This is a genomic window from Flexivirga endophytica (assembly GCF_014640635.1).
Classification (GTDB): domain Bacteria; phylum Actinomycetota; class Actinomycetes; order Actinomycetales; family Dermatophilaceae; genus Flexivirga; species Flexivirga endophytica.
This window is the reverse complement of the sequence record NZ_BMHI01000004.1, coordinates 436,525-457,308: the sequence shown is the minus strand read 5'-3', so window position 1 is coordinate 457,308 and position 20,784 is coordinate 436,525. Positions and strand designations below refer to the sequence as shown.

The 20,784-nt window shown below is 67.6% G+C and carries 22 protein-coding genes; 6 read left to right on the top strand and 16 right to left on the bottom strand.

The window, feature by feature from the left end; translation table 11 throughout:
* Positions 1-71: 71 nt before the first annotated feature.
* The 4 genes from IEX71_RS14170 to IEX71_RS14155 all read left to right on the top strand — a co-directional run bounded on the left by IEX71_RS14170 (position 72) and on the right by IEX71_RS14155 (position 3,538).
* Positions 72-956, top strand: a complete 885-nt coding sequence (locus IEX71_RS14170; RefSeq protein WP_188837678.1) for an FAD-binding oxidoreductase — start codon at positions 72-74, stop codon at positions 954-956.
* Positions 940-1,491 carry a BBE domain-containing protein gene (locus IEX71_RS14165; RefSeq protein ID WP_188837677.1) on the top strand — a complete coding sequence of 184 codons (552 nt, stop codon included), beginning with the start codon at positions 940-942 and terminating at the stop codon, positions 1,489-1,491. Before IEX71_RS14170 ends, IEX71_RS14165 begins: the two co-directional genes overlap by 17 nt.
* 79 nt (positions 1,492-1,570) lie before the next feature.
* A complete protein-coding gene (locus IEX71_RS14160; RefSeq protein ID WP_229749734.1) occupies positions 1,571-2,947 on the top strand; it encodes an MFS transporter in 1,377 nt (458 codons plus the stop codon).
* Between the two features lie 228 nt (positions 2,948-3,175).
* Positions 3,176-3,538 (top strand): RNA polymerase-binding protein RbpA, encoded by a 363-nt coding sequence (locus IEX71_RS14155; RefSeq protein ID WP_188837676.1) that lies wholly within the window; start codon positions 3,176-3,178, stop codon positions 3,536-3,538.
* Positions 3,539-3,619: 81 nt separating this feature from the next.
* Here the strand turns inward: IEX71_RS14155 and IEX71_RS14150 are convergent, their stop codons facing one another.
* The 3 genes from IEX71_RS14150 to lnt are packed head-to-tail and all read right to left on the bottom strand — an operon-like array spanning position 3,620 to position 6,508.
* On the bottom strand, positions 3,620-4,126 hold the full coding sequence (locus IEX71_RS14150; RefSeq protein WP_188837675.1) for an FxsA family protein: 507 nt from the start codon (positions 4,124-4,126) through the stop codon (positions 3,620-3,622).
* Positions 4,126-4,920 carry a polyprenol monophosphomannose synthase gene (locus IEX71_RS14145; RefSeq protein WP_229749733.1) on the bottom strand — a complete coding sequence of 265 codons (795 nt, stop codon included), beginning with the start codon at positions 4,918-4,920 and terminating at the stop codon, positions 4,126-4,128. Before IEX71_RS14145 ends, IEX71_RS14150 begins: the two co-directional genes overlap by 1 nt.
* Positions 4,913-6,508 (bottom strand): apolipoprotein N-acyltransferase, encoded by a 1,596-nt coding sequence (lnt, locus tag IEX71_RS14140; protein WP_188837674.1) that lies wholly within the window; start codon positions 6,506-6,508, stop codon positions 4,913-4,915. Before lnt ends, IEX71_RS14145 begins: the two co-directional genes overlap by 8 nt.
* Before the next feature lie 378 nt (positions 6,509-6,886).
* Between lnt and ybaK the strand changes: the two genes are divergently transcribed.
* The gene (gene ybaK / locus IEX71_RS14135; RefSeq protein WP_188837673.1) at positions 6,887-7,393 is read left to right on the top strand and encodes a Cys-tRNA(Pro) deacylase; all 507 of its coding nucleotides are present in this window, start codon (positions 6,887-6,889) and stop codon (positions 7,391-7,393) included.
* Between the two features lie 9 nt (positions 7,394-7,402).
* Here ybaK and IEX71_RS14130 read toward each other — a convergent pair whose 3' ends face one another.
* Positions 7,403-7,855: an Lrp/AsnC family transcriptional regulator gene (locus tag IEX71_RS14130; protein ID WP_188837672.1), complete on the bottom strand. Its 453-nt coding sequence runs from the start codon at positions 7,853-7,855 to the stop codon at positions 7,403-7,405.
* Positions 7,856-7,950: 95 nt separating this feature from the next.
* On the opposite strand from IEX71_RS14130, the gene IEX71_RS14125 reads away from it, so the two are divergent.
* Positions 7,951-8,889, top strand: coding sequence for a 5'-3' exonuclease (locus IEX71_RS14125; RefSeq protein WP_188837671.1), 939 nt, complete (start codon positions 7,951-7,953; stop codon positions 8,887-8,889).
* A 4-nt stretch (positions 8,890-8,893) separates the two neighbouring features.
* On the opposite strand, the gene IEX71_RS14120 is transcribed toward IEX71_RS14125, so the two are convergent.
* The 12 genes from IEX71_RS14120 to pafA form a co-directional block, all read right to left on the bottom strand.
* A complete protein-coding gene (locus IEX71_RS14120; RefSeq protein ID WP_188837670.1) occupies positions 8,894-9,451 on the bottom strand; it encodes a PH domain-containing protein in 558 nt (185 codons plus the stop codon).
* Between the two features lie 167 nt (positions 9,452-9,618).
* Positions 9,619-12,423, bottom strand: a complete 2,805-nt coding sequence (locus IEX71_RS14115; protein ID WP_188837669.1) for a DEAD/DEAH box helicase — start codon at positions 12,421-12,423, stop codon at positions 9,619-9,621.
* 47 nt (positions 12,424-12,470) lie between these two features.
* On the bottom strand, positions 12,471-13,334 hold the full coding sequence (gene tatC / locus IEX71_RS14110; RefSeq protein ID WP_229749732.1) for a twin-arginine translocase subunit TatC: 864 nt from the start codon (positions 13,332-13,334) through the stop codon (positions 12,471-12,473).
* 45 nt (positions 13,335-13,379) lie between these two features.
* On the bottom strand, positions 13,380-13,763 hold the full coding sequence (tatA, locus tag IEX71_RS14105) for a Sec-independent protein translocase subunit TatA (protein WP_188837668.1): 384 nt from the start codon (positions 13,761-13,763) through the stop codon (positions 13,380-13,382).
* 52 nt (positions 13,764-13,815) lie between these two features.
* Complete coding sequence (locus tag IEX71_RS14100; protein WP_188837667.1) at positions 13,816-14,139, bottom strand: PilN family protein; 324 nt, start codon at positions 14,137-14,139, stop codon at positions 13,816-13,818.
* The gene (locus tag IEX71_RS14095; RefSeq protein WP_188837666.1) at positions 14,136-15,101 is read right to left on the bottom strand and encodes a helix-turn-helix transcriptional regulator; all 966 of its coding nucleotides are present in this window, start codon (positions 15,099-15,101) and stop codon (positions 14,136-14,138) included. Before IEX71_RS14095 ends, IEX71_RS14100 begins: the two co-directional genes overlap by 4 nt.
* The gene (locus IEX71_RS14090; RefSeq protein WP_188837665.1) at positions 15,101-16,075 is read right to left on the bottom strand and encodes a helix-turn-helix transcriptional regulator; all 975 of its coding nucleotides are present in this window, start codon (positions 16,073-16,075) and stop codon (positions 15,101-15,103) included. The genes IEX71_RS14095 and IEX71_RS14090 overlap by 1 nt, the downstream gene beginning before the upstream one ends.
* Positions 16,076-16,148: 73 nt before the next feature.
* Positions 16,149-17,159, bottom strand: coding sequence for a cation diffusion facilitator family transporter (locus IEX71_RS14085; RefSeq protein ID WP_188837664.1), 1,011 nt, complete (start codon positions 17,157-17,159; stop codon positions 16,149-16,151).
* Between the two features lie 98 nt (positions 17,160-17,257).
* The gene (locus tag IEX71_RS14080) at positions 17,258-17,668 is read right to left on the bottom strand and encodes a GlcG/HbpS family heme-binding protein (protein ID WP_188837663.1); all 411 of its coding nucleotides are present in this window, start codon (positions 17,666-17,668) and stop codon (positions 17,258-17,260) included.
* A 158-nt stretch (positions 17,669-17,826) separates the two neighbouring features.
* Positions 17,827-18,246, bottom strand: a complete 420-nt coding sequence (locus IEX71_RS14075) for an FKBP-type peptidyl-prolyl cis-trans isomerase (RefSeq protein ID WP_188837662.1) — start codon at positions 18,244-18,246, stop codon at positions 17,827-17,829.
* Positions 18,247-18,279: 33 nt separating this feature from the next.
* Positions 18,280-19,329, bottom strand: coding sequence for an FKBP-type peptidyl-prolyl cis-trans isomerase (locus IEX71_RS14070; protein ID WP_188837661.1), 1,050 nt, complete (start codon positions 19,327-19,329; stop codon positions 18,280-18,282).
* 87 nt (positions 19,330-19,416) lie between these two features.
* Positions 19,417-20,778 carry a Pup--protein ligase gene (pafA, locus tag IEX71_RS14065; RefSeq protein WP_188837660.1) on the bottom strand — a complete coding sequence of 454 codons (1,362 nt, stop codon included), beginning with the start codon at positions 20,776-20,778 and terminating at the stop codon, positions 19,417-19,419.
* Positions 20,779-20,784 lie beyond the last annotated feature (6 nt).

Here is a 20,784-nt window from a genome sequence, read left to right as displayed (position 1 = left end):
TCACGAACAGCCAGGGGAAACTGACAACAACGACTCGGCGCACGGCGTTGGCACTGTCCAGCAGCGGCACGATGACGGCTCTGGCCGGTTGCGCCGCTCGGGCCGCCGCGGCGCCGGCCGGTCGTGCCAGGTCCGTGCCGACGGTCGCGGCGAAGCCGACCACGCAGGACTGGATCGCCTTCGCCCGCACGGTGCAGGGACCGGTCGACCTGCCCGGCACGGCGCAGTACGACCGGGCGAAACTCGTCTTCGACACCCGTTTCGACGCCAACCGACCGGTCGCCGTGATGGTGGTCCAGCGCACGGCCGACATCGCCCGGGCGATGCGTTTCGCCCAGCGCTTCGACCTGCAGATCGCGCCGCGGGGTGGCGGCCATTCCTACGTCGGAGCATCCGCGGCCAACGGCACCCTGGTGCTCGACCTGCGCCCGCTGCACTCGGTCACCTACGATCCGGCGAGCCGCACGGTCCTGGTCGGCTCCGGCGCCTCGTTGTATGACGTCAAAGCGCATCTCGCGGCGCACGGTCGCGCCATACCGACCGGAACCTGCCCGACCGTGGGCACCGCCGGCCTTACCCTCGGGGGTGGTCTCGGTGTTGAGTCGCGCGCCCACGGACTCACGGCCGATCGACTGACCGAAGCGCATCTGGTGTTGCCGGACGGCAGCTCCGTCACGGCCACCGCGACACAGCACTCCGACATCTTCTGGGCGCTGCGCGGTGGTGGCGGCGGCAACATCGGCATCGTGGACCGCGCTGCGCTTCGTCACGCACGCAGCCGCCGACCAGGGCATCTTCACCCTCACCTTCCCCAGCAGCGCTGCAGTCCCGGTGATGACCGGTTGGGCTCGATGGATCCGGGCGACCGGCCGCTCCCGCTGGGCCGGCGTGCACGTCGACGCCACGGGCAACGGTGGGCTGCACGTCAGCATCGTGGGGGTGACGACAGCGGGTGACGAACGCGTCGCGGCAGCGTCGCTGACCCACGACATCGGGGTGTCCCCCACGTCATCCCGCTATCGCCGACTCGGCTATCTCGACGCAGCGATCTACCTGGGCGGCGGCACCACGTCCACGCGACAACGGTTCACGGCCGGCTCCGACGTGCTGGCAGTGGTCGACCGGCCGACCGCGAACGCCATCGCCCGCGCCGTCGTCGCTCGGTCCCGGGCCGGTGGGGCGGGCAGCGCTCTGCTCGACCCGCTCACCGGTGCCGTCGCCGATCCGAAGCGCACCGACACCGCCTTCCCGTGGCGGGACCACACCGCGTCGCTGCAGTGGTATGTCGGCGTCGCTTCCCGCAGCTCCGCCCGTGACTGGATCGCCACCGCGCACCGGCAGGTCGCGCTTCACTCCTCGGGCGGTTACGTCAACTACCTGGAGACCGGTCAGGGCGCGGGCCGCTACTTCGGTGGCAACCTCTCCCGGCTCGCACAGATCCGCAAGCTGCACGACCCGCGGCGCCGCCTGCACAGCGGACTGGCCGTCTGACTCCCTTTGCGATAACAGATCGGCGGCCCGCAGCCCGATCGGCGCCCACGAGCGCACCGGGTGTGCCACAGTGTCGCGCGTGACCCTGCTGCGGACGCCCATCGCGCAAGTCTCCAGCCCGGAGCAGAAGCGCCTCCAGCGCAGTTGGTACTGGTACGACTGGGCCGCGGCGTCATACGTGGTGGTCACCGCGGCGGTGCTCTTCGCGCCTTATCTCACCTCGATCGCGAACAAGGTCGCCTGCCCCGGCCAACCCAGCGATGCGGCGTGCGAGAACAACCTGGACGTCCTCGGCATCGGCATCGCGCCGGGATCACTGGTCCCCTACGTGCTGACGGTCTCCACAGTGATCTCGGCCGTGGTGCTGGTCTTCATCGGCGCCATCGTCGACCGGTCGATGCACCCGCTGCGCTATCTGGCCGGCTTCACGTATGTCGGCGCGACCGCGGCGGCGGCGATGGTCCTGGTCGGCGGCACCAACTGGCAGCTCGGGGTGATTCTGGCGATCATCGCCAACCTCGGTCTCGGCGCGGCACTGATCGTCTACTCGGCGATCATGATCCGGATCACCCCACCGGACGACCGGGACTATGTGTCGGCGCGTGGCTGGGCCTACGGCTATCTCGGCGGCGGTTCACTGCTCGCTGCCACGCTCATCCTGCTGGTCGCGCATGACGCCTTCGGGCTGGACAAGGCCGGAGCCGTCCGGGCGGCATTCCTGGTCGCAGGCATCTGGTGGGCGCTCTTCGCAATCATCCCGTTGCGTGGGCTGCGCACGCTGGCGCAGATGGACCGGCCGGTGCCGCGCGACCGGATGGGCGGCTTCCGGCAGCTGCGCACCACCTTCGCATCCCTGCAGCACTACCCGCAGACCAAACGCTTCCTGCTGGCCTATCTCTTCTACAACGACGGCATGCAGACGGTGATCGCCTCCGCCAGTCTCTACGGCAGCAAGCAGCTGAAGTTCAGTGACAGCGAGCTGGTGATCACGATCCTGCTCGTGCAGTTCATCGCGTTCTTCGGTGCTCTGGCCTTCGCCCGGATGGCGGCGAAGCACGGAGCGCAACGGATGATCTACTCCAGCCTGTTCCTGTGGACCGCCGTGGTCTGCCTCGCGTGCGCGCTGCCGGAGAAGAACCTGGGCCTGTGGTTGCTGCTCGCCGCCGGCATCGGCCTGGTCCTCGGCGGCAGCCAGTCGCTGTCCCGGTCGCTCTACAGCGGGCTGATCCCGGCCGGCCGGGAGTCGGAGTTCTTCAGCCTCTACCAAGCCATGGAACGTGGGACGAGCTGGCTGGGCACTCTGGTCTTCGGGCTGGTCTTCCAGTGGTTCCGTGACTACCGGTTCTCGATCGTGGCGCTGGTGATCTTCTTCGGTGTCGGGGCCGTGCTGCTACGCGGCGTGCGGGTGCGCGAAGGCATCATCGAGGCCGGGAACACGCCACCGAAGGTGGTCTGATCGCCCATCGAGGCGCGTCGATGCGACTTTTTCGTCGGTTTACGGCATACTGACGCGTTCGAAGACGTAAGATACGCAACCTTTTGCGCCCGTGAGACGTCTTCATTACGTGTGTTCGGGAACATCACGACCCGACCGACCGTTGCACGTCATAGATCGCCGAGACCGGAAGACCCAAAAGGGGGGCAGGTCTCGGACGGGTTCGATACGAGAGAGAAGTGAGTGGACATGGCAGAGCGTTCGTTGCGAGGGACCAACCTGAGCACCCTGTCCTTGGAGACCGAGGACAACATCGCGTTCAGTGAGCGCCAGATCGTGCGCTACGTGTGCGAGCAGGGCCACGTCAGCGAGCTGCCCTTCTCGGTCGAGGCCGACGTCCCGGGTCTCTGGGAGTGCGGCACCTGCGGTGCCGAAGCCAAGCTGCAGGACGGCCCGGAGCCCGAGCGCAAGCCGGTCAAGCACCAGCGCACCCACTGGGACATGCTGCTCGAGCGCCGCTCCATCCCGGAGTTGGAGGAGTTGCTGCAGGAGCGCCTCACGCTGCTGCGTGCGTCGCGTGGCGAGAAGCCGCGCCGCAAGCGCTCCGCCTGAGTACTTCGACAAACGAGAAGAGGAGCCGACCGGTCAGCCTGTCGGCTCCTCTTTCGTATGTCGGGCAGGCTCAGCGCGAGCTCACTTCTCCCGACCCTCCTCGTCGATGATCTCCGCCTCGATGACCTCTGGGTCGTCCCGGCGGACGTCGGTGTGCGTCGCGGTGTAGTCGACGACGCGAACACCTCCGGCACCCATCCGGCGGCCGACCACGACCTGCATCAGCCGCCGGGACACCGAGCGCATCCCGGGCAAGATCAGGATGACGCCGAGCAGCGAGGTCACGAACCCGGGGATGAGCAGCAGCACACCCCCGACGAGCGCCTGCGGCGCATCCGCGACCTCACGGGCCGGCGGCCGCCGCTCGGCCATCGCGGCGCGCATCTCCCGGGCGGCACCCACCGATGCGCGCTTGATGACGAACAGCCCCAGGCAGAAGCAGACCGCCAGCGCCAGCAGCGTCCACCAGCCGATGACGTGCCAGACCAGCACGATGACGATCACCTCGATGATCGGCAGGCACAAGATCACGGCGAAGAGCAACCGTGCCCAGAACGGTGCGCGGCCGACGGTGCCCGGGGTGCTCATCAGCTGTCCTTCTTCTGTCGATGACTGAGACGTTCACTCAGAGAACGAAGCTGACCCCGCCGATACTCCCAACCCCAGCGGGTGATGTTGAGCAATGACTCCCGGGCGATGTCCGGGTTCATCTTGGACTGCCCGATCTCGCGCTCGACGAAGGTGATCGGGATCTCCACGACGCGGAGCCCTGCGCGGATCGCGCGCCAGGTCAGGTCCGCCTGGAAGCAGTAGCCGTAGGAGTCGACGCCCTCCAGGCCGATGGTCCGCAACGCATCGGACCGGTAGACGCGATATCCGGCGGTCGCGTCGTTGACCGGCATACCGAGCAGAGTCTTGACGTAGATGTTGCCGCCGACGCTGAGCGCCTTGCGGTGGATCGGCCAATTGACGACCCTGCCGCCACGGATCCAGCGCGAACCGATCACGACGTCGGCGCCCTCGGCCGCCGCGAGCATCGTCGGTAGCCGCTCCGGGGGGTGCGAGCCGTCGGCGTCGATCTCGACGAGCGCGTCATACCCGTGCTGCAGTCCCCACTCGAAGCCGGCCAGGTAGGCCTTGCCGAGACCTTCCTTGCCGGGGCGGTGCATGACCTGGAGGCGCGGGTCAGCAGCGGCCAGTCGATCCGCGACCGCACCGGTGCCGTCCGGCGAATTGTCTTCCAGCACCAGGACATCCGCGTCCGGAACGCTGTCGCGAATGCGACGGAGGATCAACGGCAGGTTCTCTCGCTCGTTGTATGTCGGCACCAGCACCAGGACGTTGGACAGGGCGGGACGGTGGTGAATGTCTTGCTCAGACAAGCTCGTGCACTTCCTTGGCGCTGAGGGACCGACGGCGGGCGGAGCGATTGCCGCCCAGGGCGACTCCGCACAGTAGCAACGCGGCGGCGCAGCCGAGCCACTCCGGCAGCGCGCCGAGGCGAACGGCCAGGGTCTCGTTGGTGCGTAGCGGCAACGCGCCGGCCACGGCCTCCGGGGTGAACAGCTCGGTCTTGCCGTGCACGACACCGTCGGGGCTGATCAGACCACTGACACCGACCGTCGAGATGTGCACGATCGACCGGCCGAGCTCGATGGCACGCACCCGCGAGATCGCCAGCTGTTGTTCGGATTCGGCGGTCTTGCCGAACGTCGCGTTGTTGGTCTGCACGGCGAGGATCTGGGCGCCGTCCTTGACAGGGTTGCGGGTCAGCGAGTCGTAGGCCACCTCGAAACAGATGACCGGCGCGACCTTGACGGTGCCGTTGTGCTTGGTCGGCACGCGGAACAACCCGGTCTCGTGTCCGGCGGCGAAGTTGCCGGCCAGGTCGACCGCGCTGCTGAAGTGCCGGAAGAAGGAGCGGTAGGGCATGTATTCGGCGAACGGCACCGGGTGCTGCTTGACGTAGCGGTCCGTGATGCCCTTGTCCGGCAGATAGAGCAGGGAGGTGTTGCTGGTCTGTGGCGCCGGCTCGGTGAGCACTGCGCCGACGATCAGCGGCACACCGATGCGGTCGACGGTCTGGACAATCTCGCTGCCGGCGTCTGCGTTGCGGGTGGGGTCGATGTCGGAGGAGTTCTCCGGCCAGATCACCAGGGCCGGCTCCGGCATGGTGCCGTCCTTGATCTTCTTGGCCGCAGCGTCGGTGACCTTGACGTGGTTGTCCAGCACCGCGCGCCGCTGGGCGTTGAACTCCAGCCCCGCAGTGGGGACGTTGCCCTGTATGGCGAGCACCTGCATCTTCTTGCCGCTGGTCGGCGTGGGATAGACGACCGCGAGTCCGACGACGGCCACGCCGGCGACCACCGGCCACAACCGCGGGAGTATGGCGCGCGCCGGCGGCATACCCCTGCGCACGCGGTCGACAGTCAGCGCCAGCCAACCACCGAGCAGCGCCACCACGAAGGTCAGCCCGGGGGCACCGAAGATCGACGCGAGATGCGCGATCGGCGATCCCGCGGTCGACCACGCGAGGCGCGCCCAGGGGAAGCCCCCGAACGGCATCGAGTCGCGCACGGCCTCCTGCAGCACCCACAGCAACGCGATCGCCAGCGGGCGCACGTGCGGGCCGTCGGCGGGCGAAAGCCACTGCGGCAGCAGCTCCCAGCGACGGGCGGACTGCACCAGGGAGCACGCCATACCCATCAGTGCGAGATAGACCGACTCGGTGATCGCCAGAGCGAGCCAGGGCACGGCGCCGACGTAGGTGCCGGCCCAGTGCAGCGTGGGGCCGAAACAGGCGAATCCACCGACCAGGCCGAGCAGGAAACCGGTGCGCACCCGGGTGCCTTTGGTGGCGAGGGCGAGGAGGGCGACACCGACGATGGCGGCGGGCCAGATGGCCGGTCCGGGGAAGGACAGCCACAGACACAGTCCTCCGGCAACGGCGAGCGCGAGACGGAGGATCACTCGCCAAGCCTATGTGACGGGCTCGTGTCCGGTTCAGCGAAGGGCGCAGACTCCGCGGGCGGGCTGCAGCACGAGCCCTGGAAGAAGCAGGTGCTCGTAGATGGGCCCTCGCCGTTGGGACCAATACACGGTGGGGCTCCCCTGGCGTGCACGTTTTCTACTAAGCGAGGGGCCCATCTACGCACCCTTGAGTCCGTCAACCCGTCGCGCAGGCTCCGAACGATGGGCACGAACTTACCTCCCCAACTGGCCGTGTCAACAGCGCGCTGACCTGCGGCGATACGCGTTTGCGCAGGTCAGCGCGGGTCCGGCTACTCAGAAGTTTTTCAGGAATGCCCGGCGTGTCGCGCGCAACACGCCGGGCGGCATGATGTACCGGTGTCTGCTCACCATCAGAAACCCTCCGGAGGGACCCCGGCGACCCGTGCTCTGGGCGCGGCCGGCGTCGACTTCACCAGCCACGAGTTCGTGCACGACGCGGCCGTCGAGTCGTTCGGTCTGGAGGCCGCCACAGCGCTCGGCGTCGCGGCCGAGCGGGTGTTCAAGACGTTGGTCGCGCAGCTCGACCGCAGCCAGGACAAGGGGCTCGTCGTCGCCATCGTCCCGGTCGACCGGCAACTGGACCTCAAGGCGTTGGCTCGCGAGTTCGGGTGCAAACGAGCGGCGATGGCCGACGCCACCATCGTCGAGCGAACGACGGGTTACCTCGTGGGCGGCATCAGCCCGATCGGCCAGAAGCGCTCGCTCGCAACGGTTCTCGACCGATCTGCGACCTCGCATCCGACGATCCTGGTCAGCGGCGGACGCCGCGGTCTGGACGTCGAGCTGACACCCGCGGACCTGGTGTCCGTGAGCCGCGCACGTGTCGCGGACGTCGCGCGCTGACCCCGGCGATCACTGCTGCTGATCGGCCAACGGCGAGCGGTCCTCCCACGGAGTGCTGAGCACCACCGTGGTCCGGGTGGTCGCGCTGGCAGCTGCCCGGATGTCGCCGAGCAGCACCTCCAACTCTCCGGGATTGGCGACGCGGACCTTGAGCACGTAGTTCTCGTCGCCCGCAACGGAGAAGCACGACTCGACAGCGGTCAGGTGCCGGAGTCGATCGGGGATGTCGTCCGGGGCCGACGGATCGAACGGCGTCACCGAGATGAGCGCTGTCATCGGTATGCCGGCGGCCTCGTGGTCGATCACGGCGCGGTAGCCCCGGATCACGCCGCGCTCCTCCAGCCGGCGCACCCGCTGGTGGACCGCCGACGTCGACAAGCCGGTGGCCTTGCCCAGATCGGTGTAGCTGAGACGACCGTCCTGGGACAGCAACTGGGCGATCTGCCTGTCGAGTTCCTCCATGATCGAACTCTAGAGCTCTGAGAGCACCGTCCGGCCGAAGGGCGGCGAAAGTGCACCGGGTGTCACCCGGATGAGGAAAGAGTCTTCGTGACAGCATGACAGCCATGCAACCTCGCCTGATGCTGCTGGATTCGGCCAGTCTCTACTTCCGCGCGTTCTACGGTGTGCCCGATCGCCGCGCGACACCGGAGGCCATGCCCAACAACGCGATTCGTGGATTCATCGACATGATCGCGACGCTGGTGGTCGACCACTCCCCGACCGAGATGGTCGCGTGCTGGGACAACGACTGGCGCCCGGCCTTCCGGGTGGAGGCGATTCCGTCATACAAGACGCACCGGATGCTGGAAGGCACCGACGGCGTCGAGGAGTCACCGGAGGACCTCACCCCTCAGGTGCCGGTCATCGTCGACGTGCTGGCCGCGGTCGGTATCACTCGGCTCGGCATCGACGGCTACGAGGCCGATGACGTCATCGGCACCCTTGCGGTCGGGGCGCACGGCCGTGCGCAGGTGGACGTGGTGACCGGTGACCGCGACCTGTTCCAGCTCGTCGACGACTCGCAGAGTGTGCGGGTCCTCTACACGGCCCGCGGTGGCGTGCGCGACCCCGACCTGATCGACCAGGCCTTCCTGGAGCGCAAATACGCGGTCGCCACGGGCGCGGCATACGCCGACATGGCGGTGTTGCGCGGTGACTCCAGCGACGGGCTTCCCGGCGTGGCCGGCATCGGCGAGAAGACCGCCGCCACGCTGATCAATCGGTATGGCGACCTGGCCACCCTGCGCACCGCACTCGCGGACGGGGACCCGCTGCTGAAGGGTGCACAACGCAAGCGGCTCGAAGCCGCAGAGGCCTACCTGGACGCGGCGCCGCGGGTCGTCGAGGTAGTCAAGGACATAGCACTGCCGACGGGATTCAGTGCCGCACTCCCCCAGGAGGTCGCCGACCCGGGACGGCTGCGCGAGCTGACTGTGCAGCACGACCTCAACACACCGGTCGCGCGACTGCTCAAGGCGTTGCAGCTGGTCTGACGGTTCAGTGACCCCGCGGGCCGTGCTGCGATCGCGGGTCGCCGGGCGGGTAGGTGCCGTCGTCGTCGCCACCGTCGTCCTGGTGGTAGAGCAATTCGTTGAGCCGCACCTGGACGTTCTCGACGTGCGGGACGTCGTGCAGTGGGACACCGCGCTGCTCGCTCGCGTCACTGATGATCAGTGTGCCGCAGCCGAAGATCCGGTCCAGCAAGGACTTCTCGTAGGACACGTCGTTGATCCGGTAGAGCGGGATGTCACGCCCGGACTTGTTGATGATGCCGCGGCGGGTGATCAGCCGGCGGTTGGTGATCACGTAGAGCGTGGTCATCCACCGCAGCACCGGCATCAGCACGAATACGCAGAGGATCAGCAGCGCCACGATCCAGAGCGCCAGGGTCGCCCAACCCGACCATCCCTGGTCGCTGAACCAGATCGAGGCCACCAGCGCGACCACGATGGTGACGACACCGATCACCAGGGGGAAGAAGATCTCCTTGATGTGGGTGCGCAACTCCATGTCGATCCGCTCGCCACGGGCAAGATGCTTCGCCGAGAACGCCATGGCACGCATCCTGCCATGAAGAAGTGCACGGGTCGCGCAGGACCGGACGATGGGATCGGGGCCCCCGGCGAAGTATTCGGGGGCTGCGGGCCCTGACGAAGTATCGGAGGAGCGGAGGAGGAGAACTTCGTTGGGTGCAGGGAAGCGGGGGAGAAACTTCGTGGGGATTAGTCGAGTCGGTCCGCGGCGACCACGCCGCGCATCACCTTGTCGATCGCGGAGCGAGCGGTACGGCGGACGCCTTCGTGCGGTGCGGCGTCGGCGACCTGGTCGAGCAGGTCCACCACCTGCTTGCAGCGGCGGACGAAGTCGCCCGCGGACATCTCACTGTCGCGCAGCACCGTCTCCAACCGGCCGCCACTGGCCCAGCGATGCATCATCCACGTCATACCCGGATCGATCTCGGCCATCGGGTTGAGTCCGAGCCGACGCTGAGCGTCCTGCAGCCCGTGGGTGATTCGGGTCATCTCGGCCAGCGCGTCACGTGTCTGCTCACCCGGGACTCGAGGCTCCTCCCCCGTGCCGTCACTGCGCCGGGCTTCGTAGACGAGCGCGCACACGACCGCTGCCAGTGAGGGTGCGTCGAGTGTGCGCCATACGTCGTGCTGGAGACACTCGGCAGCCAGCAGGTCCTTCTCGGTGTAGATCCGTTGCAGCACCCGGCCCTGATCGGTGACCGTCGCCCCGTCCTGGTCGAGGTAGCCGAGCTCGGCGAGCAGATCACATATCCGGTTGAAGGTGCGGGCCACCGAATGTGTGCGCCGATCCACCTGACGCTGCAGCCCATCGGTCTCCCGGCGTAGCTTCCACCAGCGTTCGGCCCACCGGGCGTGCTGCTCGCGATAAGGGCAGTCGTCGCAGGGATGCGCCTTGAGGCGGCGGCGCAGTTGCTCCACCTCGGCGGCCGACGACTCGTCGGACTCCTCCCGCGCGGCGCGACGCTCCGCCGGGCTGGGCGGTGGCTGCTCACGCAGCCTGTTGCGCATCGACGCCGCCAGGTCACGGCGGGACCGCGGTGACCGGCTCTGGAAATTGTGTGGCACCGGGATCCGGTTGACGGCCTCGACGACGTCAGGAACGTCCGTCTCGGTCAACCGGCGCAGCTGACCGTCGGCGTTGACGATGGTCGGCACCGAATCGGTGTTGCCACGCTTGCTCCGCCCGGACGGTATGACGACGGCGTAACCGGCACGTCGGCCCTCCGGCACCTCGATGATGTCCCCGGGCTCCAGTTGCTCGAGCGAGACCGCGGTCGCGGCGCGCCGGCTGGCGGAGCGTTGCTTCGCCGCGGTCTTCTCCAGATCGGTGAGCTCCCTTCGCAACGCGGCATATTCGGCGAAGTCGCCGAGGTGACAGCGCATCGCCTCGGCATACCCCTCGAGTGCCTCCTCGTTGCGATGTATGGCGCGAGCGGACCCGACGACGGAACGGTCCGCCTGGAACTGCGCGAATGACTGCTCGAGGACCTGCCCTGCCCGCCAGCGGCCGAGCTTGTCGACCAGGTTGACAGCCATGTTCGACGTCGGCACGAAGGACGAACGCAACGGGTAGGTGCGGGTCGACGCGAGGCCGGCGACCTCGTGCGGGTCGACGGTCGGCGCCCACAGCACCACCGCATGGCCTTCGTAGTCGATGCCGCGCCGGCCGGCCCGACCGGTCAGCTGGGTGTATTCGGCCGGGGTGATGTCGGCGTGCGTCTCGCCGTTGTACTTGACCAGACGCTCCAGGACGACGGTGCGGGCGGGCATGTTGATACCGAGGGCCAGCGTCTCGGTGGCGAAGACGGCCTTGATCGTGCCGTCGGTGAAGAGTTCCTCGACGATCTCTCGGAAGGTCGGCAGCATCCCCGCGTGGTGCGCGGCGAACCCACGGGACAGGCCCTCGACGAAGTCGTAGTAGCCGAGGACCACCAGGTCCTCCTCGGGCAGTCCGGAGATGCGCTCCTCGACGAGGCGGCGCACCCGCACGCCTTCCTTGTCCGGGATCAGCTTGGTGCCCCAGGCCAGCAGTTGCGACACGGCGCCCTCGCAGCCGGCGCGACTGAAGATGAAGGTGATCGCCGGCAGCAGGCCGTCGTGATCCAGCGCGTCGATGACCTGCGGACGGCTCGGCCCGCGGCTGGGCCGGCCACCCCGCACCGGGCCACGAGGGTTGCTCCCACGGGGGCGTCCGCGTCGGCCGCGCGGAGCACCGGCGTCCTCCCGGCGGCCGTGCCGCTGCCCGCGACGCTCCCCGTCGAGTTGCTCGATGCGTTGCAGCAGATGGGGATTGACGCGCAGCTTCTCCTTGCCGTCGTCGACGAACAGGTCCATCAGGGACGGCCCGACCATCATCTGCTGCCACAGCGGCACCGGGCGGTGCTCCTCGACGATCACCTCGGTGTCGCCGCGGACCTCGCGCAGCCAGTCGCCGAACTCCTCGGCGTTGCTGACCGTCGCCGACAGCGAGATCAACTGCACCGAGGGGGCGAGCATGACGATGACTTCTTCCCACACCGCGCCGCGGAAGCGATCGGCCAGGTAATGCACCTCGTCCATCACCACGAAGCCGAGCTTCCCCAGCGTCCTGGACCCGGCGTAGATCATGTTGCGCAGCACTTCGGTGGTCATCACCACGATCGGCGCCTCGCCGTTGATCGACGAATCCCCTGTCAGCAGACCGACGTTGTCGGCACCGTGCCGCGCCACGAGGTCGGCATACTTCTGGTTGGACAGGGCCTTGATGGGCGTCGTGTAGAAGGTCTTGCGGTTGGTGTGCAGCGCAAGGTACGCCGCGAACTCCCCCACGATCGTCTTGCCCGACCCGGTCGGCGCCGCGACCAGCACGCTGCGACCGGACTGCACCGCCTCGATCCCGAGTCGTTGGAAGTCATCGAAGGGGAAGTCGTAGCCGGCTGCGAAGCGGCTGAAGTGTGTCGAGTCGAAGCCCCGGGGTGGGGTGGAATTCTCCTGGCGTTCCACGGATTCCGGCATGTTCGAAGGCTACTTCGGCCAGCGCGTCACAACTGGGACCCGGCGCATTACAACTGAGACTTTTCGTCGTCTGCCACGTCGAGCCATTCGGACCGCTCTTTCTCGGCCCGTTTGGCACGGCGACTGTCGAGGAAGAACGCGACGCCTACGGCGGCGAAGTAGAGCACGATCATCGGCACCATCAGCGCGAGCATCGACCATGCGTCCGGGGACGGACTCATCATCGCCGAGAAGACCGCCATCGCCATCACGGCGACGCGCCAGCCCTTGAGCATGATGCGGCCGGGCAGGATGCGGATCATGTTGAGGCCGGTGAGGAAGACCGGCAGCAGGAACGCCAGGCCGAAGACCAGGATGAACTTGATGATGAACGTGTAGTACTTCTGCGCGTCGGTGAAGTTCGCACTGCGGTCGGTCTCGGGTGTGGTCCCGAGCAGGAACTCGATCGCGTTCGGGAGCGCGAGCGTCGAGGACCAGCAGCCGAGCAGGAAGAGCGGCACGGACACTGCGAGGAAGCCGCGCGAGACGCGCTTCTCCTTCTTGGTGAGACCCGGAGCGAGGAAGCCCCACACCTGCCACAGCCACACCGGACTGGTGATGATGACGCCGAACCAGATCGAAACCTTCAACTTGAGGCTGAATGCCTCCGAGACGCCGTTGGCGCTGTAGTTGAGGTCACCGGCGTTCGGGTGCCGCTTGTGCACCTCGGCCAATGGCTGCTGGATGAAGTTGACCAGCGTGTTGAACCGGTATCCGAAGACCGTCAGGTGCTGGTCGTAGACGATCCACCCGAGGATCGCCCCGATCACGATGGCGATGGCCGCGATCAGGGCACGCCGACGGAACTCGCGAAAGTGTTCGCCGAGGGACATCCGGGCGTCCGGATTGTCCTTGCGCCGCAAAAGGGCCATGTGTTGTATGTCGTCCTGCGCCGAAGGTCCCCTGCGGGACGGTGATCAGTTGCCGTTGGCCGCGTTGTTGCCCTGCTGCGGGTAACCCGCGGGCGCCTGCTGCTGCTGGGGCTGACCCTGCTGCGGCTGGTATCCGGGCTGCCCCGGCTGCGGCTGCTGCGGGGTAGCCTGCTGGCCCTGCTGCGGGTAACCCGCACCGGGGACCGGAGCTTCGCCCGGAGCGCTGCCGGGCTGCGGCTGAGTCTGGCCAGGAACGGTCTGCCCGGAGGCAGCGCTCTTGTTGTCGTCGTCGCCGAGCTCACTCTTGAGGATGCGTGCCGAACGACCGAGGCTGCGGGCTGCGTCGGGCAGCTTCTTCCAGCCGAAGAGGATGACCACGATGAGCACGAGGATGAGGAGGTGCCACGGCTCTAGGGCTCCACGAAACATAACTAGCTCCTGAAAGTTTTCGTGCGTGAACTACTCGCGTTCCGCACCGTCTTCACCACTCTACGTGATGTGCCCAGTCCGGGCGGTGCGACTTGCGGTGAGCGGCACGCTGCGCGCGGTGCCGCGCCTTGAGGTCGGCTCGCTGCCGGCGTAATTCTGCCGGATCCTGCAGCACCGCCAGGTCATCGACAGTGCGTAATTGATGTTCGAGTTCGTTGATCTCGGCCTCGATCGCGGCGAGTCGTTCCTGCGCGATCGCTGCTTCGGCCCCCAACTTCTTGAGGGGACCCCACAGCCGCCACAAGCGCCAGCCGACATACGCGGCGCCCAGGACGGCGAGCAGCAGCCAGAGCAGCACCCATTGCCACCAGCTCACGTGTCGTATGCCGCCAGCGCCGCGCGTGCGCCCTCGGCGACCTCGGCCCGCAGCGCAGTGGGTTCGAGCACGCGTGCGGAGTCCCCCAGCCGCCACATCAGCTGACGCAGCCACCGCAGGTCCGCTGTCCGGAAGGACGCTCGCAGGGTGCCGTCGTCGCCGCGCTCGACGGTGTCGACCGGGTAGTAGTCGATGACCCAGCCGGCGTCCGGTCGAAGCTCGATCACCGCGGTGAGGTCGTCCGGGCCGGGAGTGAAAAGTGCCGACCCGAGATCACGCGGGCGGGCGTCGGTGGGCGGAGTCCCGTCGACGTCGAGCACCTCGACCGAGGCGACCCGGTCGAGCCGGAAGAGACGGACGTCGGTGGCGCGATGGCACCAGCCCTCGAGGTACCAGTTGCCGTCCAGCGAGACGACCCGCATCGGGTCGACGTCCCGCTCGGTCGTCTCGTCGCGGGACGGGACGACGTAGCGCAGGTGCAGTCGCTTGTGACCGGCTACGGCCGCTCGCATAGTGGCGAGCGTGTCGGACGGCACCTCGGACTCCAACGCGATGCGGACACGATCGCTGGCGGCGCCGGAGTCCCCGGCTGCCTCGACGAGTTTGGCCAGTGCGCGGTCGACGGCGTCACGCTCGTCGAGCCCCGGCACTGCTGCCAGCGCGCGTAGGCCGACGATCAACGCGGTGGCCTCGTCCAGGCCGAGCCGCAGTGGTCGGGCGATGGTGTCGGCGTTGCGCAGGAAGACCCTGCCCTGCTCCCACTCGGCCTCGATCAGGTCGTCGGGCATGTGCCCCGGTGTGCCACAGACGAACAGCAGCGCCAGGTCCGCCTCGACCTGCTCGGTCGTCACGCCGAGTTCCTGCGCGGCCTCGGCGATGTCGATGCCCTGCCGGTTGACCAGCCACGGCACCATGGTCAGCAGCCGGCCGAGCCGCGCGGTCGCGCTCTCGTGCGTCGCCATCACGCGTCTCCGTTCCGGTCGAGCGCGCCGCGCAAGCGGCATACGACCTGCTCCACCAACTCCGGTGGCGACACCACGCGCACCGCGGGGCCGAACCCGGCGATCTCGTCGGCGAAGGCGCCGGTGTCGGTGTAGTCGACCACCAGGCGCGTGTCGGATCCGGCGGCCTCCGCTCCTCGGGCCCGACGGCGCAATGTGTTGCCGGCGCCCTCGTGCACGAGCACGACCGCCTCGGCCGGTGGCGTGCTCTCGGTGCCGTCGATCATCGAGACCGGGTCGTGGTCGGCCGGCACGTCATAGCTGCCCGGCTTGCCGAGCCGCTTGACCGTGCCGTCGATGCGACCCAGCCGGAAGACCCGTGGTGCTTCCCGATCGAGATCGAATCCCGTGACGTACCAACGGCCGTGCCAGTTGGCGACACCCCACGGCTGCAGCCGGCGAGGTGCCGAGTCCCCGCCCGCCTTCCGGTAGGAGAAGCTGATCGCCTGACGGCGCAGCACCGCGTCCTTGACGGTGTTGAACGACGGCTCAGTGGTGTTGACCCGCGGCTCGAGACCGACCAGGGAGTTGAGGTCGCGCTCGACGTCGGCGGCCTCCAGTTTGCGCAGCGCGGTCGCGGCGGCGCCGGCGAGACTCGCCTGCTGCCAGGTCCGGCTGGCAAGTCCGAGCACCGCGAATTCATCGGGCTCGAAACTCAACTCGGGCAGCGCGTATTCGCGGCGATCGATCCGGTAGCCGGTCTCGTCGTCGAAGAACGCGTCGAGCGGCTCCATCCGCAGCGGTATGCCGAGTTCGCGGAGCTCGTCCTTGTCGCGCTCGAACATCCGGTCGAACGCCTCGTCGGAGGCGGCTTCGCCATACTGCGGCACCGCGTCGCGGATGCGTGTCTTGGCGAGCGGCTGGCGGGTGTAGAGCAGGCAGATCACCAGGTTGAGCAGCCGCTCGGTCTTGGCGGCGGGTGACGGAGAGGCCATGGATGAAACGCTATCTCATGTCCGGACGAATGTACGACACGGATCGGGCGGCTCTCCGGAGTCCGACCAGCCGTCATTCGCGCAGGGTGGGGGCAGTGTCCTCGATGGTCAGGGATGGCTCGTCCTCGGCGGAGAGGCTGAGGACGGTGCCCGCGACGGCCGGGTTGGCGGTGACCTTCGCCTCGAGTGCACGCAGCCGTTCGGCGACCACGTGCTCGGCCCGGTCTCCCGTCAGGTCCACGTCGCCGACGACGTAGACCTTGCGCGGACCGACGAACTCCAGCCGCAGGTAGGTCACGCGGGCCACCTCCGGCAGCGCCTGGAGCGCTCGCAATGCGGCCCTGCGCACCTCAGGGGACACCTCCTCGCCCACCAGGAAGCCGACGTTCCGGCGGATCAGGATCACCGCGACGACACCCAGCACGCAACCGACCAGGATCGAGCCGAGAGAGTCGGGCGTGGGCGATCCGGTCAGCTGGTGCAGACCGAGTCCGCCTGCCGCGAGCACGAGGCCGATGAGCGCCGCTGCGTCCTCGGCGAAGACGGCCCGCAGCGTCGGATCGGAGGTGGCGAGCACGTGCTCCAGCAACTCCCGGTCGTAATGCGTCGCCTCGCCGCGTGCCTGCCGCACGGACTGCAGGAACGAGACGCCTTCGAGCACGAATGCGATCGCCAGCACGATGTAGCCGATGAGGAAGCTGTTGGCTTCCTCAGGATGGATCAGCTCCTGTATGCCGTGCCAGATCGACACCGCAGCACCGGCGACGAACAGGCCCAGTGCCGCGAAGAGCGACCAGATGTAGGCCTCCCGGCCGTACCCCAGCGGATGCTGGCCGTCGGGAGCCTTGCGGGAGCGCTTGTCGGCAAGGAGGAGGAAGACCTCGTTCCCGGCGTCTGCCCACGAGTGGGCTGCCTCGGCGACCAGGGACGCGGATGCTGTGATGACCGCAGCGATCGTCTTGGCGATCGCGACCAGTGTGTTGGCGGCCAACGCGATGACGACGGTGAGAGTGCTCTCTCCCCCGCCGTCATCGCCGGACTTGATGCCGACGTCGAACTCGTCCGGTGTGTGTGGTTGGCCCATAGGCGGTCACGCTACCGACCGAGAGTCATCACGACCCCGAGGCGCGACCGTCGCGCCACGCTGCGACGGTCGGGCGTGTGCCCGAGCACGCGTTTCGCCTACAGCGCCGCCGCTGCCGCTTCGGCGACCGCCTGGTCCTGCTTGCCTTCGCCACCGCTGACCCCGACGGCACCGATGATCTCATCGTTGCGAACCAGTGGAATGCCCCCGGCGAAGATCATCACGCGTCCGTTGTTCGACTGATCGATCCCGTAGAACTGGCTGCCGGGCTGAGCCTGTTTCGCAAGATCAGCAGTGGCCAGATCGAACATGCGAGCGGTGAACGCCTTGTTGATCGCGATGTCGATGCTGCCGATCCACGCAGCGTCCATCCGGGCGTGCGCGATCAGGTTGCCGCCGACGTCGACCACGGCGATGTTCATCGGCTGGCCGATCTCGGTCGCTTTGGCCTCGCCGGCCGCGATGATCCGACGCGCATCGGCCAGAGATGTGTTGTGCTCATGGTTCATGGCTGAACTCCTGGTGACAACTGGAAAAGAACCCGACCTCGCCGGTTCGGCCGACCCTAACCCGACAAGTGCTCGACGCACGATGCTGCCCGCGCCACGCCGTCGCGCAGACCGCTCACCTCCCGAAACCGACCGCCCGGGCAGTCACTCAGGTGTGCTCAACGGAGCCCGAACGCGCGTCCCGCACCAGGCTTGTTGGTCGACACCAGGTCGACCACGAAGATGAGCGTCTCGTTCGGGCCGATGGCACCGCCGGCACCCTGCTCGCCATACGCGAGGTGTGGCGGGATGGTCAGCTTGCGCCGACCGCCGACCTTCATGCCGACGATGCCCTGATCCCAGCCGGGGATGACCTGACCGACACCGACCTGGAAGTCCAGCGGCGCTCCGCGGTTCCAGGACGCGTCGAACTCCTCGCCGGTGGACCAGGCGACGCCGACGTAGTGCGCCTTGATCTGGTCGCCGGCCTGCGCCTCCGCGCCGTCGCCGGCGCTCAGGTCCTCGATGACGAGTTCGGTGGGCGGCTCTGCGCCGGGGAAGTCGATCTCCGGCTTGGTGGTGTCAGGGTCGAACGGCATGCTTCCTCGCTTCGTGTGTTGGGTGCTGAATGACTACTTGACGCCGACGATGTCGACGACGAACACCAGCGTGTCGGTGCCCTTGATACCGCCCTGCGGGTTGCCGGTCTTGCCGTAGCCGTCGGCCGGGGGGATGACGATCTCCACGCGGTCGCCGACCTTCTTGCCGACGAGGGCCTTGTCCCACCCCGGGATGACCTTGCCTGCGCCGATCGGGAAGCTGGCGGGCACGCCGTAGCGGCCGGTGTTGCCGGTCGAGTCGAAGACCTTCCCGGCCTTGCCCTTGGTCCAGATGACGCCGGTGTAGAGCGCCGTGAGCGTCTGGCCCTTCTTCACGGTCGGGCCGGAACCGTTGATCAAGTTGGCCGACTGCAGCTTCTTGGGCGCCGCGGTGTTGGGCATGGTGATCGTGGCCGGTTTGGTGACGCCGTTCCACTTGACGGTCGGCATACCGGCCTTGGGCGCCACGGTGGCGCCGGTGGCGATGTTGGGGCGGGCGTCGTTGATCTTCAGGTAGAAGACGATGCTGTCCTTGCGGGTCACGCCGAGCTGCGAGTTGCCCGCGGAGCCGAAGGCCTCCTTCGGCGGGATGGCGACCGTCTCGGTGGTGCCGACCTTCTTACCCTTGATCGCCTTGACCAGGCCTGGGAACTGGGTGGGGTCCTTGAGGTACATCGGCCCGGCGGCGTTGGCGAAGGTGTCGGCGAGCGTTTTGCCGGTCCGGCCGTTGACGGCGACATAGCTGACATCGGCCAGGTCGCTGTCCTTCACGGCCTCGCCCGAGCCCGCGGACTTCACGTCGATTGTCGTCTTGTTGACCTGGAAGGGCTTCTTCTTCAACGAGATCGCCGGGCTCTTGCCCTTGGGAGTCTTGACCGTCACGTCGCTGATCGACGAGACGTCCTTGGCGGCGACCGTGTATGGCGGCAGCGACTTCGACGAGGAAGCGCTGGGCGCCTTCGCCGACGATTTGGCCGCCTTCGACGACGACCCACTGCCGTTGGAGGTGCTGCTGCCACATCCGGCGAGCAGCAGGACGGGCAGGGTGCCGGCAGCGAGCAGGCGGATCGGGATACGGCGCACGTCGAGGAACCTCTTAGAAAGTCTGGGAAATATCGAGCGTGCGCCACCCTAACGAAGCCCGCTGTGCAGCGGCGAGCAGCGGGGTGCCTACATCCCGTGAATCAGCCGCTCCACGCGTTGATCGCTCGCCGTGAACGGATCCTTGACCAATACGGTCCGTTGCGCCTGGTCGTTGAGCTTCAGATGCACCCAGTCGACGGTGAAGTCGCGCCGAGCCGCCTGCGCTGCACGGATGAAGTCGCCGCGCAGCTTGGCGCGAGTGGTCTGCGGCGGATAGGTCTTGGCCTCGAAGACCTCCACGTCCGAGCACACCCTCGCGGCCTTGCCGCGCCGCTGCAGCAGGTAGAACAGGCCACGCTCCCGGTTGATGTCGTGGTAGGTCAGGTCCAGCTGCAGCATTCGCGGATCATCAAGCGCCAGACCGTGTTTGGCGGAGTACTGATCCAACAGTTTGTGCTTGATCACCCAGTCGATCTCGGTGTCGACCAGACCGAGGTTGTCGGTGTCGATCGCGGTCAGTGTGCGCTCCCACAGATCCATGATCCGTTTGGTCAGGTCGTCGGTGAGATTGCGGTCGTCGACATACGACCGGGCGCGTTCGAAGTATTCGGCCTGCATCTGCAGCGCGGACAACTCGCGACCGTTGGCGAGTCGCACCGGCGCGCGACCGGTGAGGTCGTGGCTGATCTCACGGATCGCCCGGATGGGGTTCTCCAAGGTCAGGTCACGCATGGAGACGCCGTCCTCGATCATCCGCAGCACCAGGTGCGCGGAGCCGAGCTTGAGCATGGTGGTCGTCTCGCTCATGTTGCTGTCGCCGACGATCACGTGCAGGCGACGGAAGCGCTCGGCGTCCGCATGCGGCTCGTCACGGGTGTTGATGATCGGCCGGGACCGGGTGGTTGCGCTGCTGACGCCTTCCCAGATGTGGTCGGCCCGCTGGCTGACGCAGAAGGTCGGTTTGTGGCCGAGCGTCGCGATCTTGCCGGCGCCGCAGGTGATCTGGCGGCTCACCAGGAACGGGATCAGGATGTCGGAGATCTGCTGGAACTCACCTGCCCGGCCGATCAGGTAGTTCTCGTGGCAGCCGTATGAGTTGCCGGCCGAGTCGGTGTTGTTCTTGAAGACGAAGATCTTACCCTCGACGCCCTCGTCGGCCAGTCGGGCCTGCGCCTCCTCGACCAGACCCTCGATGATCCGCTCGCCCGCCTTGTCGTGGATGACGGCCTCGCGCACGTCGTCGCACTCGGGGGTGGCGTATTCGGGGTGGCTCCCGACATCGAGGTAGAGCCGGGAGCCGTTGCCGAGGAAGACGTTGGACGACCGGCCCCACGAGACGACCTTGCGGAAGAGGTAGCGGGCGACCTCGTCAGGCGTGAGCCGGCGTTGCCCGTCGAAGGTGCACGTCACGCCGTATTCGTTCTCGATGCCGAAGATGCGCCGCTCCATACCTCG

Bases quoted from the DNA above. Each gene is read 5' to 3' on its own strand.
- IEX71_RS14170 (WP_188837678.1), top strand. From the start codon at position 72: ATGACGGCTCTGGCCGGTTGCGCCGCTCGGGCCGCCGCGGCGCCGGCC.
- IEX71_RS14155 (WP_188837676.1), top strand. From the start codon at position 3,176: ATGGCAGAGCGTTCGTTGCGAGGGACCAACCTGAGCACCCTGTCCTTG.
- IEX71_RS14150 (WP_188837675.1), bottom strand. From the start codon at position 4,126: ATGAGCACCCCGGGCACCGTCGGCCGCGCACCGTTCTGGGCACGGTTG.
- IEX71_RS14130 (WP_188837672.1), bottom strand. From the start codon at position 7,855: ATGGAGGAACTCGACAGGCAGATCGCCCAGTTGCTGTCCCAGGACGGT.
- IEX71_RS14125 (WP_188837671.1), top strand. From the start codon at position 7,951: ATGACAGCCATGCAACCTCGCCTGATGCTGCTGGATTCGGCCAGTCTC.
- IEX71_RS14120 (WP_188837670.1), bottom strand. From the start codon at position 9,451: ATGGCGTTCTCGGCGAAGCATCTTGCCCGTGGCGAGCGGATCGACATG.
- IEX71_RS14115 (WP_188837669.1), bottom strand. From the start codon at position 12,423: ATGCCGGAATCCGTGGAACGCCAGGAGAATTCCACCCCACCCCGGGGC.
- tatC (WP_229749732.1), bottom strand. From the start codon at position 13,334: ATGGCCCTTTTGCGGCGCAAGGACAATCCGGACGCCCGGATGTCCCTC.
- tatA (WP_188837668.1), bottom strand. From the start codon at position 13,763: ATGTTTCGTGGAGCCCTAGAGCCGTGGCACCTCCTCATCCTCGTGCTC.
- IEX71_RS14095 (WP_188837666.1), bottom strand. From the start codon at position 15,101: ATGGCGACGCACGAGAGCGCGACCGCGCGGCTCGGCCGGCTGCTGACC.
- IEX71_RS14090 (WP_188837665.1), bottom strand. From the start codon at position 16,075: ATGGCCTCTCCGTCACCCGCCGCCAAGACCGAGCGGCTGCTCAACCTG.
- IEX71_RS14085 (WP_188837664.1), bottom strand. From the start codon at position 17,159: ATGGGCCAACCACACACACCGGACGAGTTCGACGTCGGCATCAAGTCC.
- IEX71_RS14080 (WP_188837663.1), bottom strand. From the start codon at position 17,668: ATGAACCATGAGCACAACACATCTCTGGCCGATGCGCGTCGGATCATC.
- IEX71_RS14075 (WP_188837662.1), bottom strand. From the start codon at position 18,246: ATGCCGTTCGACCCTGACACCACCAAGCCGGAGATCGACTTCCCCGGC.
- pafA (WP_188837660.1), bottom strand. From the start codon at position 20,778: ATGGAGCGGCGCATCTTCGGCATCGAGAACGAATACGGCGTGACGTGC.